At 61.1% G+C, this 13,207-nt stretch carries 14 protein-coding genes; 6 read left to right on the forward strand and 8 right to left on the reverse strand.

Annotation, left to right across the window (positions count from 1 at the left end; translation table 11 throughout):
- The first annotated feature begins 97 nt into the window (after positions 1-97).
- The 3 genes from NMQ14_RS08030 to NMQ14_RS08040 are packed head-to-tail and all read left to right on the forward strand — an operon-like array spanning position 98 to position 5,030.
- Positions 98-1,183, forward strand: a complete 1,086-nt coding sequence (locus NMQ14_RS08030) for an HlyD family secretion protein (protein ID WP_257095021.1) — start codon at positions 98-100, stop codon at positions 1,181-1,183.
- Positions 1,180-3,903, forward strand: a complete 2,724-nt coding sequence (gene rbbA, locus NMQ14_RS08035) for a ribosome-associated ATPase/putative transporter RbbA (protein WP_257095056.1) — start codon at positions 1,180-1,182, stop codon at positions 3,901-3,903. Before NMQ14_RS08030 ends, rbbA begins: the two co-directional genes overlap by 4 nt.
- Complete coding sequence (locus tag NMQ14_RS08040) at positions 3,903-5,030, forward strand: ABC transporter permease (protein WP_257095022.1); 1,128 nt, start codon at positions 3,903-3,905, stop codon at positions 5,028-5,030. Before rbbA ends, NMQ14_RS08040 begins: the two co-directional genes overlap by 1 nt.
- Positions 5,031-5,257: 227 nt before the next feature.
- Here NMQ14_RS08040 and NMQ14_RS08045 read toward each other — a convergent pair whose 3' ends face one another.
- From NMQ14_RS08045 to NMQ14_RS08055, 3 genes are all read right to left on the reverse strand, one after another.
- The gene (locus NMQ14_RS08045; protein ID WP_257095023.1) at positions 5,258-5,713 is read right to left on the reverse strand and encodes a VOC family protein; all 456 of its coding nucleotides are present in this window, start codon (positions 5,711-5,713) and stop codon (positions 5,258-5,260) included.
- A gap of 112 nt (positions 5,714-5,825) precedes the next feature.
- Complete coding sequence (locus NMQ14_RS08050; RefSeq protein WP_257095024.1) at positions 5,826-6,665, reverse strand: SPFH domain-containing protein; 840 nt, start codon at positions 6,663-6,665, stop codon at positions 5,826-5,828.
- A gap of 236 nt (positions 6,666-6,901) precedes the next feature.
- The gene (locus NMQ14_RS08055) at positions 6,902-7,159 is read right to left on the reverse strand and encodes a BrnA antitoxin family protein (protein ID WP_257095025.1); all 258 of its coding nucleotides are present in this window, start codon (positions 7,157-7,159) and stop codon (positions 6,902-6,904) included.
- A 269-nt stretch (positions 7,160-7,428) separates the two neighbouring features.
- Between NMQ14_RS08055 and NMQ14_RS08060 the strand changes: the two genes are divergently transcribed.
- Together NMQ14_RS08060 and NMQ14_RS08065 are read left to right on the forward strand one after the other, a co-directional pair.
- Positions 7,429-7,674: an Arc family DNA-binding protein gene (locus NMQ14_RS08060; protein ID WP_257095027.1), complete on the forward strand. Its 246-nt coding sequence runs from the start codon at positions 7,429-7,431 to the stop codon at positions 7,672-7,674.
- Positions 7,671-8,066, forward strand: coding sequence for a type II toxin-antitoxin system VapC family toxin (locus tag NMQ14_RS08065; RefSeq protein WP_257095029.1), 396 nt, complete (start codon positions 7,671-7,673; stop codon positions 8,064-8,066). The genes NMQ14_RS08060 and NMQ14_RS08065 overlap by 4 nt, the downstream gene beginning before the upstream one ends.
- A 119-nt stretch (positions 8,067-8,185) precedes the next feature.
- Here the strand turns inward: NMQ14_RS08065 and NMQ14_RS08070 are convergent, their stop codons facing one another.
- The 5 genes from NMQ14_RS08070 to NMQ14_RS08090 all read right to left on the reverse strand — a co-directional run bounded on the left by NMQ14_RS08070 (position 8,186) and on the right by NMQ14_RS08090 (position 11,986).
- The gene (locus NMQ14_RS08070) at positions 8,186-9,103 is read right to left on the reverse strand and encodes a transposase (RefSeq protein WP_257095031.1); all 918 of its coding nucleotides are present in this window, start codon (positions 9,101-9,103) and stop codon (positions 8,186-8,188) included.
- A gap of 84 nt (positions 9,104-9,187) precedes the next feature.
- Positions 9,188-9,898, reverse strand: a complete 711-nt coding sequence (locus NMQ14_RS08075) for a hypothetical protein (RefSeq protein ID WP_257095033.1) — start codon at positions 9,896-9,898, stop codon at positions 9,188-9,190.
- Positions 9,899-9,918: 20 nt separating this feature from the next.
- Positions 9,919-10,590, reverse strand: a complete 672-nt coding sequence (locus tag NMQ14_RS08080) for a class I SAM-dependent methyltransferase (protein ID WP_257095058.1) — start codon at positions 10,588-10,590, stop codon at positions 9,919-9,921.
- A 2-nt stretch (positions 10,591-10,592) separates the two neighbouring features.
- Positions 10,593-11,213 (reverse strand): hypothetical protein, encoded by a 621-nt coding sequence (locus NMQ14_RS08085; RefSeq protein ID WP_257095035.1) that lies wholly within the window; start codon positions 11,211-11,213, stop codon positions 10,593-10,595.
- Positions 11,214-11,335: 122 nt separating this feature from the next.
- Positions 11,336-11,986: a hypothetical protein gene (locus NMQ14_RS08090; protein ID WP_257095037.1), complete on the reverse strand. Its 651-nt coding sequence runs from the start codon at positions 11,984-11,986 to the stop codon at positions 11,336-11,338.
- A 138-nt stretch (positions 11,987-12,124) separates the two neighbouring features.
- On the opposite strand from NMQ14_RS08090, the gene NMQ14_RS08095 reads away from it, so the two are divergent.
- The gene (locus NMQ14_RS08095; protein WP_257095039.1) at positions 12,125-13,135 is read left to right on the forward strand and encodes an integron integrase; all 1,011 of its coding nucleotides are present in this window, start codon (positions 12,125-12,127) and stop codon (positions 13,133-13,135) included.
- Positions 13,136-13,207: the final 72 nt, after the last annotated feature.

Here is a 13,207-nt window from a genome sequence, read left to right on the forward strand (position 1 = left end):
GAAGGTCAATACACGCGCGCCGGAGACGCGCACTATGGGGGCGAGGCCGTATGCCGGCCGCCTGCAGTGATCCCTCGCTTGTTTCCGGACCGCCCGAATGTCAGAACCCCGTTCACGCCCCTGGCTTGTGCCGATCGCCATTGCGCTGCTGGCCATCGCAGCCTTCTTCGCGTGGAAGCACTTCCAGTCGCCACCGCCGATCGACGCCTTCGCTTCGGGCAACGGTCGCATCGAAGCGACCGAAATCGATGTCGCCAGCAAGACCGGCGGGCGCCTGGCCAGCGTGACGGTGCGCGAAGGCGATGATGTGAGCGCCGGGCAGACCCTTGCCGGCATGGATGTGCGCGCACTCGAGGCCGAACTGCACATGGCCGAAGCCCAGGTCGCGCAGGCGAAGGCGGCGCATGTGGCGGCGATCGCGGCGGTCGCCCAGCGGCGCAGCGACGTCGCCACCGCCGGCGCGGTGGTGGCGCAGCGGCAGGGCCAGATGGCGCTGGCTGAAAAGGACATCGAACGCACGCAGCAACTGGTCGACAAGGGGTTCATTTCAGCGCAGAAGCTCGACGTCGACCGCACCGCGAAACAGACGGCGCAAGAGGTGACCCGAGCCGCCGTGTCGCAGTTGCAGGGCGCGCAGTCGTCGATCGAGGTGGCCCGTGCGGCGGTGGCGCAGGCGGCGGCGGCGGTCGAGGCCGCGCAGGCGCGGGTCGAGCGCATGCGGGTGGACCTGCAGGACGCGGTGCTGGTCGCGCCGGCCGATGGCCGCGTGCTGTACCGGCTCGCCGAGCCGGGCGAAGTGCTGCCCGCCGGTGGCAAGGTGCTGACGCTGCTCGACATCACCGACGTCTACCTGACGCTGTTCCTGCCGACCTCGCAAGCCGGGCGCGTGGCGATCGGCAGCGAGGCGCGCATCGTGCTCGACGTGCGGCCCGACATTTCGATTCCGGCCAGCGTGAGTTTTGTGTCGCCGCAGGCGCAATTCACGCCGAAGTCGGTGGAGACGCGCACCGAGCGCGAAAAGCTGATGTTCCGCGTGCGCGTGAAGATTCCGCCCGAACTGCTTCGGGCGTACGCCAAGCAGGTCAAGACCGGTCTGCCCGGCGTGGCTTGGGTGAGGCTGGACGCCAATGCGCCGTGGCCGGCGACCGTGCCGCCCCCGGTGACCGTGCCCGCGCAGCCATGACCGGCACCGGCGTCGCCCGGCTGGCCGGCGTGGGCCTGCGCTATGGCGATACGGTGGCGCTCGACGCGATCGATCTGGACATTCCGTCGGCCTGCATGGTCGGTCTGATCGGACCGGACGGCGTCGGCAAGTCCAGCCTGATGGCGCTGGTCGCCGGCGTGCGCGTGATCCAGCAGGGCACGGTCGAAACCCTGGGCGGCGACATGGGCAGCCGCGCTCATCGGGAAGCCGTGTGCCCGCGCATCGCCTACATGCCGCAGGGGCTGGGCAAGAACCTCTACATGACGCTGTCGGTGTTCGAAAACGTCGACTTCTTCGGCCGCCTGTTCGGCCAGTCATCGGACGAACGCGGGACACGCATCGCCGAACTGCTCGACAGCACCGGGCTCACGCCCTTCCGCGACCGGCCGGCGGGCAAGCTGTCCGGCGGCATGAAACAGAAGCTCGGCCTGTGCTGCGCGCTGATCCACGACCCCGACCTGCTGATACTCGACGAACCGACCACCGGCGTCGATCCGCTGTCGCGCCGCCAGTTCTGGCAGCTGATCGACCGCATGCGCGCGCGTCGCCCCGGCATGAGCGTGCTGGTGTCCAGCGCCTACATGGCCGAGGCGGAGCGCTTCGACTGGCTGGTGGCGATGGACGACGGCCGCGTGCTGGCCACCGGCAGTCCGGCCGACCTGCTGGCGCGCACCGGCACGACGGATCTCGACGCCGCCTTCATCGAACTGCTGCCGCCGGACAAGCGCCGCGGCCACGCCGCGCTGGTCGTGCCGCCGCGCGTCGTGCAGGGCGACGGCCCGGCCATCGTCGCCGAAGGGCTGACCATGCAGTTCGGCGATTTCACCGCGGTCGATCACGTCGATTTCGAAATCGGTCGCGGGGAAATCTTCGGTTTCCTCGGGTCGAATGGCTGCGGCAAGACGACGACCATGAAAATGCTCACCGGCCTGTTGCCGCCCACCTCGGGCAGGGCGCTGCTGTTCGGCCATGAAGTCGATGCCGGCGATCTCGATACGCGCCGCCGCGTCGGCTTCATGACCCAGGGCTTTTCGCTGTACGGCGAACTGAGCGTGCGCCAGAACCTGGTGCTGCACGCCCAGCTGTTCCACCTGCCGGCGGCGGAGGTGGCGCCGCGCGTGCAGGAAATGGTTGATCGCTTCGGACTGGCGGGCTACGTCGACGCGCAGGCCGCCGGCCTGCCGCTGGGCATCCGCCAGCGCCTGTCGCTGGCCGTCGCGGTCATCCACAAGCCGGAAATGCTCATCCTCGACGAACCGACTTCGGGGGTCGATCCGGTCGCCCGCGACGGTTTCTGGCGCTTGCTGATCGATCTGTCGCGCAAGGACGGCGTGACCATCTTCGTGTCGACCCACTTCATGAACGAAGGCGAACGCTGCGACCGGATATCGCTGATGCATGCCGGCCGCGTGCTGGCCAGCGGCAGCCCGGCGGCACTGGTCGCCGAGCGCCATGCGGCGTCGCTCGAAGACGCCTTCATCGCCTGTCTCGAAGAAGCCACCGGCGAGGCGGACCGGCCTGCCGCAGCGGCGGGCGAGGCCGTCGCCGCCCGCGCGGTGAGCACCGAACGCCGCGCCTTCAGCCTGATGCGCCTGTTTGCCTACGCGCGCCGCGAGTGGCTGGAAGTGGTGCGCGATCCGGTGCGCCTCACGTTCGCGCTGCTCGGTTCGGTCATTCTCGTACTGATACTCGGCTACGGCATTTCGATGGATGTCGAGGACCTGAAATTCGCCGTGCTCGACCGCGACCAGTCGCCTGAAAGCCGTGCCTATGTGGAGAACATGGCCGGCTCGCGCTACTTCCTCGAACAGCCGCCTCTGGCCGGCAGCGCCGAACTCGACCAGCGCATGAAGGCCGGCGAACTGAGCGTGGCGCTCGAAATCCCGCCCGATTTCGGACGCGACCTGCGCCGCGGACAGGCGGTGGAAATCGGTGTCTGGGTCGATGGCGCCATGCCCTTCCGTGCCGAAACGACGCTGGGCTACGTGCAGGGCCTGCATGCCGACTTCCTGCAGCAGGCGGCCCGCCGGCAGGTCGGCGCGGTGCAGGAGGCGCCGGCGCGGCTCGACATGCGCTACCGCTACAACCAGGACTTCAAGAGCGTATATGCCATGGTGCCGGCGGTGATTCCGCTGCTGCTCACCTTCATTCCGGCCATCCTGATGGCGGTCGGCGTGGTGCGCGAGAAGGAGCTGGGGTCGATCACCAATCTGTACGCCACGCCGGTGACCCGGCTCGAATTCCTGCTCGGCAAGCAACTGCCCTACATCGGCGTCAGCATGATCAGCTTCTACGGGCTGGTCGCGCTGGCCGTGTACGTGTTCGGGGTGCCGCTCAAGGGCAGCCTGTTCACGCTGAGCCTGGCGGCGCTCATCTTCGTGACGACGACCACCGGCATCGGCCTGCTGATGTCGTCCTTCGCGCGCACGCAGATCGCCGCGCTGGCCGCCACCGCCGTGGTCACCATGCTCGCCACCGTCACCTTCTCCGGCCTGACCCATCCGGTGTCGTCGCTCGAAGGGGCAGGGCGCACGATAGGCACCTTCTTTCCGGCGACCTACTTCCTGAACATCAGTCGCGGCCTGTTCACCAAGGCGCTCGGCCTGCGCGACGTCTACACGGACTTTCTCGCGATGCTCGCCTTCGTGCCGGTGCTCACGCTGCTCAGCGTGCTGTTGCTGAAGAAGCAGGAGCGGTGATGAAGGTGCGCCTGCTCAATGCCTGGCGGCTCGGCATGAAGGAACTGCTCAGCCTGTGGAACGACAAGGTGCTGCTGATCATGATCGTGTGGGCGTTCAGCGGCGGCATCTACACGGCGTCGACGGCGACCTCGCAGGAACTGCACAACGCGCCGATCGCCATCGTCGACGAAGACCAGTCGGTGCTGTCCTCGCGCATCGCGGGGTCGTTCTACGGGCCGTACTTCAAGCCGCCGGACATGATCACGGAATCGCAGGTCGACGCCGGGCTGGATGCCGGCATCTACACCTTCGTGCTGAACATCCCGCCCGATTTCGAGCGCGACGTGCTGGCCGGGCAGCAGCCGGTGATCCAGGTGAACATCGATGCGATGCGCGTCAGCCAGGCCTTCATCGGCGCCGGCTACATCCAGAACATCGTGCTCGGCGAAGTGGGCGAATTCGTGCAGCACCGGCGCAGCGAGGCGGCATCGCCGATCACGCTGGCACCGACCGTCATGTTCAATCCGAACATGACCAGTTCGTGGTTCGGCAGCGTGATGGAAATCATCAACAACGTGACCATGCTGTCGGTCATCCTGACCGGCGCGGCGCTGATCCGCGAGCGCGAGCACGGCACGCTGGAACACCTGCTGGTGATGCCGCTCGGCGCCTTCGAAATCATGCTGGCCAAGGTGTGGTCGATGGCGCTGGTGGTGTGGATCGCGGTCGGACTGTCGCTGTATTTCGTCGTCGGCCGCGTGCTCGACGTGCCGATCGCCGGTTCGATTCCGCTGTTCATGGCCGGCACGCTGGTACAGCTGCTGGCCACCACCTCGCTCGGCATCTTCATCGGCACGCTGTCGCGCAACATGCCTCAGCTCGGCCTGATGATGATTCTCGTCGTGCTGCCGCTGCAACTGCTGTCCGGCGGCATGACGCCGCGCGAAAGCATGCCGGAGGTGGTGCAGAACATCATGCTGTTCGCCCCCACCACGCATTTCGTCAGTCTCGCCCAGGCGGTGCTCTACCGCGGCGCCGGTCTGGACGTGGTGTGGCCCAGCCTGCTGGCGATGGCCGCGATCGCCGCCGCCTTCTTCGTTGCGTCGCTGCTGATGTTCCGGCGCAGCATCGCGGCGCAGGGCTGAAGTGGATGAGGGATTCGGGTCGTGGCGCCTCCTTTGGTGGCGGCGCCTCCGCTGCGACCTTCACCCGGCGATTGGCCCTTACCGCACTGGGCCCTCACCGCACCGGGCCCTCACCGTACTGATCGCGGCGAGGGCGCCGCGCCCGCCGGGCATTCCGCCCGCCGTTCGATCGGCCGCATCCTCATTCAACGCGCAGAGGGGTTGGGCCTCACGGTGGGTGGCTTGGCTCACGGGGTGTAGGGTGCTTCAACAGTGCGTTGTGAAATCCACCAGATATTGCCGTGGGTATCTCGAACGCCGCCTTGTCTGTCGCCGTACGGCATGTCTCCGATTTCCATTTCCAGGCTCGCTCCGTTTTCGAGTGCGCGCCTCATGGCGGCTTCGGCATCTGACACGTACAGGTAGAAGGCCGCCGCCATTGCGGGATAGTGTTCCGTGGCTTCGCTCACCATCACGGTGGATGTTCCGAGTCTTACCTGAACATTCTGGATGCGCCCGTTGCCGCGCATGGTGCGGCAGGTCTCTTCACCGCCGAGGCCACGGACAAGAAATGACACAAAGGACTCAGCATCCTTGACGAAGCAGTACGGCGTGACAGTGTTGAATCCAGGGGGTAGGTACACGACTCGCTCCGAGGTTGGTGTTCGCTCAGGACGCGGCATGATGCCGCCCTGCAAGGACATGCACTCGCGCCGCGATCACGATCTGACGATGCTGTAGAAAAACGCCGTTCCGGGGCAGGGTGCCGTGGAATCAATGGGGTTTGACCCCATCAATTCCTTGATTCCCGCCTGCCTACTTGCCGGTGTTGATCAGCGGCGTCACCGTCATGCCCGAGGGCACGACGATGGTGTTCGAATTGCCCTTCTCGGCGAACTTGAGCAGCGCCATGTTCGCCTCGTGCTGCAGATACTCGCGCGTGAGCGAGCCCGCGATGATCTGGTTCGACTCGGCGATGCCGCGGGCCTCGGTCACCTTGATGTCCGCTTCCTTCTTCGCGATCTCGGTCTGCACCTGCATCGCCTCCAGCTTCTTCTGGTTGGCGACCGCCTGCTGTATGGATTGCTCGATCGACGGGTCGGTCTGCACCGAACGGATCACCGCGCGCGACACCACGAACACGCCCGGATCATTCTTGTCGAGTTCCTCCTGCAGCTTCTTCTCGATCGCCTGCCCCAGCTGTTCCCGTTGCGTGTGGATGACCAGCGAGTCGAGCTTCGCGATCTCCTCGTAACAGGCATTGCGCGCGATGCGCCACACCAGTTCGTAGGCCGGCATGAGGTAGCCGTCATCGTGGCGCGCGGACTGCGACGCGTAGCGCGCCGACAATTCGGCGATGCTGCTCGCGTTGGCCCGGTAATAGATCGAAACGTCCATGTCGCGCAGCGACAGATTGTCCTTCGCCTTCGGTGTCAGATCGGACAGGTCGATCACGATGTCCTTGCCGGAAAACTCATGCACCGTGGAAATGAACGGCCACTTGAAATACACACCCGGCCCGATCTCGTCGGTCGAAATGACGCCCAGCGTGGTCCGTATGCCCACATTGCCGGTCTGTATCGTGCCCGCGATCGACATCAGCGCTCCCGCAGCCAACGCCACCCCGACCGGCACCAGAATCTTGCGCACATCCATCACTCAGTCTCCTCACGCAATCGGTGGCATCGCCGCCACCGCGGCCGGACACCTGTCCTGTCAGCCTGACCGTACCGCATGCCGGACAAGTTTCAGACAGGCTCCGGAGCGCATGTGATCACGGCGACGTTGCAGAGAGTGGTGAGACGGACAGAGCAAGTCAAGATGGTTGTCGCCTGGTTCATGCAACCCGGCCGCGCATGCTTTCGGGATTCGTCGCCGCATTGACGATGGCGTCACGTTCGGGGTCGAGGGTCACGAGGCCGATGTGCGACCCGTCGCGACTGCCACCCCTCGCCCGTAGACTTGAAGTACGCCACCACCTCCGGGCCATACCTCACAGACACGAGCAACTTCTTGTTCTCGGACTTCGGCCGCCCGCGCAGGGCCGGCATGGGAACCATGGACTTCAGTTGTTCCGGAGTCAGTGGCTGCGCATCGGGATCGCCCCTGGCTGCAGCGGCAATGGCCTTGTCTTCCTCGACCGCAGGCATGACAACGGCAGGACGCTCAAGGGCTTTCGGCAGAGTGCTTCACCTCTCGACGATTGGCACGGCGCAGCGTCCGGTCAAGCGAAGTGTTGAGGCTGTAGAAAAACCTGTTCTCCTGATAATTGGACCATGGCGAATCAAGTGCTTACAGCGCGATAAATCCGCCCAAACCGGGTGTTTCTACAGCCTCGTCAGCCCGCAGCGCTCGGGTGGCGGTACGCACTCGTGTATGCCACAATGGAACCACTTTGGTTGCATTTTGGTGCACGAACATGCCAACTACCCTGACCCTGAAGAACATACCCGATGCGGTGTATGAGCGGCTGAAGAACGCCGCGGAGATGCACAGGCGTAGCCTGAACAGTGAGGCGATCGTTTGCCTCGAGGCCGTGCTTCTGCCAACGAGGCTGGCGCCCGGCGAGCGGCTTGCCAGGGCAAGGGAACTGCGTGCTGCGTTGCCGACACAACGATTTACGACTGAAGACATTGATGCCGCCAAGCGGGATGGACGGCCATGATCGTTGTTGACACCAACGTGTTGGCATACCTGTACTTGCCAGGAGAGCAAACCGCTGCCGCCGAGGCACTGTTGGAACGTGATCCGGAATGGATTGCACCGATTCTGTGGCGCAGCGAGTTCCGAAACATCTTGGCCGGGTATGTTCGAAGAAACATGATTTTGTTCGAGCACGCCGTGAGTCTGCAGGCCGAGGCGGAGAGCTTGCTGGCAGGCGGCGAGTACGAAGTTGAATCACGGGCTGTACTTGAACTTGTGCGTGACAGCGACTGCTCTGCATACGACTGTGAGTTCATTGCATTGGCGGCGAAACTGGACACGAAGCTGTTCACGATGGACAAAAAGCTCTTGCGGGCTTTTCCGAATCGCGCGCTCTCACTTTCTGCGCTCTAACGACGCTGTAGAAAAACCCATCCCGGGGCAAGTTGCTGCGTCCGGCCATTGCCGGCTTGAATTCATTCTTCATCGCATCAATCCCGTTTCAGCGGTTTCATCCTCGTCTCCTGACGCCCTCACAGGGCGACTTCTGCGTGGGCCGATCGGGGCGCTTGTATCCGGTAGCAGTTGTCGCAGATCCAGGCGGGGATGCCGCGCGTGTCCAGTTCGGCCAGGTTCTTCTCGGAGTGATAGCCGGCATCGGCGCAGATCGCCGTGTCGGTGTGGCGCTGTGGTGCGCAGGCATCGACCAGCGGCAGCAGCAGTTCCTGCTCGGAACCGGTGCCGTGCGCTTGTGCGTCGACGACGATCTGGTGCGCGGCATCGACCGCCGCCACGCCGGTATAGCCCTGGATCACGCCCTTGCCGGTGGCCATCTTGGCCGACTCGTCGGTGAGCCGCTCACGGGTGCGCGCTGCGCGCGCCTCGTCGTCGTCACAGCCGGAGACGTCACGCGCCTTCTGCTCGCCCATCATGCGCTGCACGGCCGCCTCCATCTTCGCCGCCTCGCGCTCGAAGTCAGCGCGCGTGCCGCTCTTCGCCTTCGATGCATTCGACGGCAACTTCACACCGTCGATGGCAAAGAGCTCGCGCCCGATCAGGCCTTGGCGATCGCACACCAGCAGCACCTGGGTGAAGAGGGCTGCGGCTTCGTCGCCCAGCTCGGCCACGAAGCCTGCAATCGTCGTGAAGTGCGGGGCGCTGTCGCCGGAGACGGCCATGAACAGCACGTTGTTGCGGCACGCGCCGGCAATCGAACGCGAACTGATGAGCCCGCGAGAGTAGGCGAGCAGCACGATCTTGAGCAGCACCGCCGGATCAAAGGCCGGCGCGCCGCCGGCGTCGTTGGTGTAGCGGGAACGGAGGGTGGAGAGCTTGAGTTCGTTGTCGACCAGATGGCAGAGCGCGAACTCGAAGGTGCCGGGCAGCACCTGCTGCGCGAAATCGACCGGGATCATCTTCAGGTCGTAGTCGGGCGTCTTGAAGCGCGGCATCGCAGGGCTCCGTTGAAGCGATGCCCGATCATAACAACGGCATGTAAACGGACGATTAAACGGGTTTTTCTACAGCCTCAACGTTCAAGGTGAGGGGCGCGTAGCAGGCGGCAACGCCGCTTGCGGAGCGTCCCTCTCAACCGCAATGTTAGGTTGCTGCGGTTTCTGTTGAAGGAGAGGAACGAGACTAAGGACGCCAAAAAATACAGTAAGAATTGCGCTAACGACAGTTACGATAAATGACGTGGTGTTTTTCTTTCCCTCTGTTCTTAACTTGCTCTCAAGAACTTCGAGCTCCTCTGCCAATTGCATAATCGAGCGCTCACCCAATTCCTTGTTGCCGGACTCCAAAGTCCCTAAGACAGTTTGCAGAAGGTTGGCTTCTTTGCTTGATATGAGGGAGAAGGGATTAACGCGCTTCAGTTCCGCAAGGCAAGAGATGAGTTTCGCCCGATATGCAGTTGGCTTTTCCGCTTTATACAGTTCCTTGAATTCTGGCTCTGAAAGCGTGTCCACTTTGACGATTAGCTCTTCGATCAGCTCGATTGGCGAACGAAAACTGCGGGCGAGATAGGGTTGCTTTTCGCTTAAGCGGCGGTAAAGCATGCCTATTTGAGCAGTGTATTCATCCGGTGCAGATGAGTTGTCGATTACAGCCATGACACCCTGATAAAAGCGTCGTTCGGCGCGCCGGAGTTGGCTTCTGCCGCGAATCTTGAAAGCCAGCCAAATGTACAAAGGCAACACTGTCAGATACGTGGCTACGATTACATAATCAAGTAGTGACTCATCCATGAGTGGGAAGCAACCTAACGTCAGGCGTCATTCGCTCCGCGCTTGAGCACCAATAGGTGGTAGATGATATCGGTGGCCCCCTTTTTGTACGAAACATACTCGCAGTGCGAGATTGGATTGAGTCCATTCGCGCAGCATAGATCAAGAATATCGAGAAGGTTGCGCCTGTAGGTCACGAAATCCGTAGGTGCTGGCGTACCAGTCGCTGTCAATGACGGGGTTGATTGGCGGCTACTCTGGATCTGGTGACACTCGATGAGTGGTTCAAAGGTAAAGAATAGATGCGCGCCCGGATTCATCATCAAGGCACATTTTTCAAAGAATGCGCCAATATCTGAGATGAATTCAGAAGTGCCTGAGCACACAAGTGAGTCGAACGACGAGACTTCCGGGGTGAAGTCGTCGAGAAAGTCGGCGTGGTGAAGGCGAAGTGCTGGATACTTTGTCCTACAACGATCCAGCATCAGTTGGGACACGTCTACTCCCTCGATGTGTTTGATGCCTGCCGTCATGAGTGGTGGCACATCCTGACCAGTTCCAATGCCAACCACCAAGGTTGACTTGCCAGGGCTAAACCTGGAAATGGCGTTTGCCAGTTGCGCCGGTGCGTTCCATACGCCTGCTGGAGCAGTAACCTCATCATACTTCTGGGCCAAAGTGTCGTAGTAGATCTCGGTGCCGCTTTGAGGCATATTCAAGTCCTTCTTAGGCACATTAGTGCAGCTGTGGAGGGGTTCTCGATGCACTTGGAAATTGCTCGCTTGGCGGCATCTTCAGACAGATCGGATTTTGTCAGAAGGAGTGCCCCGGCGGTGATGTCGCCATCGTGATCGTAACCAAGCCAAATGGCGCAGAGTTCGTTTGACACTTTACCTAGCGGGTTCCGGAGGCGAACAACCAAGCTCTCCTGATGATCGGTTGAATCAAAGTAGACCAGAATCTGATCCTTTTCTATCTGGACCCGGCCCTTGTAATGCAACTGACTATCAATGTTCTCCTTTAACTGCACAACGTACGGATGAAGAAGGCCGCGGCGTATTTGAACGAAGGATTTGACAATCCCAGGTTTCGATCTGACATATGTCCAGTGATACGCGTTCCAATCGCCAACCAATGCAGACTTCTTGAAGAAGAACTTGTAGAGAAAGACGGGGAACAGAAGTAGCTTGGGGGCGTGACTCCACGCTATTGTTAGTACTAAACCTGACAGCGCACCCAGTATCATGGACCAGTACCAAGTCGGCTGATTGGTTGTCGCATCCCAGAAGCGAGCGATGTCGATCTGTTGTAGCTTTGCCCAAAGGTCTGAATTCATCTCTGACGCTGGCCTTCCTTGATGGTGCGACGAAGTTGTTGCCTATGACGCCTAGCGTTTGAATTCAGCGGACGGCAAAAAGCGCAGCTTTTTGACGGTCCGCTGGAATAATTTGTTAGCCCTTATAACCATTTTTTAGTGAGTATCTTAAATGTGCTCATAGGCTCTTGGAAGCATGATGCCGTTGCTTGCTCTAGGCGCTCTTGAATTGCCTTGAGTTGAATCCGAATTTCGTCTGTGTCGCTACCGATGTCCCAGAAAATCCCCTCGTGTCGGTGCATTTCGTCAAGGTGTTTTTGGAATTCGTCTTTCTCCATTTGTACACGCCCTTGGCGCTGCCAGTAATGCGTGGCCAACATACGTGCTGAAACGAAGATTGAATTGAGAGCCTTATTTGTGTCGATGAAAATTTGCTCTGTTTCCGGACCAAAGGAGGCCATGAATTTGTATTTCAGTGTGTTGAAATCGGCGAAGACATTTTCTTTTTTTGAATACCGCTCAACTACGATGTACCCGCGATCGAGCAGATCCGACTCTGCGGTTGTTTCGCCATCGCGTCTTTGTCTGGTTTTTCCTTCGTCAGAACTAGCAAATGGGTTTCGAATATATGCAATTGCATCTTTGACTTCAAAGAATTTTTCCAACACTTGCTCTGCAAGTTCAATTTGCCTCTTGCCGATAAATTCACGTTTCCATGCGCCAACACCAGAAATGATTGCCCAGCAGGCGGAAATTACAGCGACCATTTGTGCAATTGTTGCAAGCTCGATCATTGGTGCCTTCTGGGGCTAACGTGAAGTAGCCGTCATAAACGACAGCGAAAAGTTTATCGGACGACTGATGAAAAGTCGCATTTTCATCCCTTCATGCATGATCTATAAAGCATAAATCGAAACGACTTATACACCAAAGTGTCCGATAAGACATTCAGCGCGCCGGATGATCTCGCGGCGAAGCCGCCGAAGCTGCTTGATCAGGTTGTCAACCGGTTGCGGGTGAAGCATTACAGCTTGCGGACCGAGCAAGCTTACGTCGGCTGGATAAGACGGTACATATTTTTTCATGACAAGCGCCACCCGGCCGAGATGAGAAAGGACGAGCTCGAAGCCTTTCTGACGTCGCTCGCGGTGGATCGAAACGTCAGTGCTTCGACGCAGAACCAGGCCTTGTCGGCGTTGCTCTTTCTGTACCAGGAGGTCATGGGTCAGGAGCTGCCGTGGCTGGATGACGTCGTGCGCGCGAAGAAACCGCGCCGCCTGCCGGTCGTTCTCACCCGGGAGGAAACGGCGAGCTTGATCAATGCCGTTGACGACGCTCAGTGCGCCTTCATCGCGCGTCTCCTGTACGGCACGGGCATGCGCGTACTTGAATGCCTGAGGCTGCGCGTCAAGGATGTCGATTTCGCGCGGCGCGAAATTGTGGTGCGTGACGGCAAGGGCGGCAAGGATCGGGTAACCATGCTGCCGGTTTCGCTGCAGGAAGGATTGCGGGCGAAAGTCGCCAGCGCCATCGTGCAACACAAGCTCGATCTGGCCAATGGTTACGGTGAGGTCTGGCTGCCGGACGCGCTGGCCGTGAAATACCCGAACGCGGCCAAGGCGTCCGGCTGGCAGTACGTGTTCGCGGCGCCTTCGTTTTCGCGTGATCCGCGCTCCGGTGTGGTGCGTCGTCACCACATCGATGAAAAGCGCATCCAGCGCGCCATCCGTGCGGCTGCGCTCAAGGCAGCCCTGCACAAGGTCGTGTCGCCGCATACGCTGCGCCATTGTTTTGCGACCCATCTGCTCGAATCGGGCTACGACATCCGTACCGTACAGGAACTGCTTGGCCACGCCGACGTCAGCACCACGATGATCTACACCCACGTCCTCAACCGGGGTGGGCGAGGGGTGGTTTCACCGCTGGACGCAGTCCAGCGGTGAAACGCGAAGCACTGCTTCGCGAACCCCGAGCCGGGAGCCGCAGCATGCGGCGAACCGTGGGTCGAGGGGGTG

This window comes from Methyloversatilis sp. XJ19-13, from assembly GCF_024580155.1.
Classification (GTDB): Bacteria; Pseudomonadota; Gammaproteobacteria; order Burkholderiales; family Rhodocyclaceae; genus Methyloversatilis.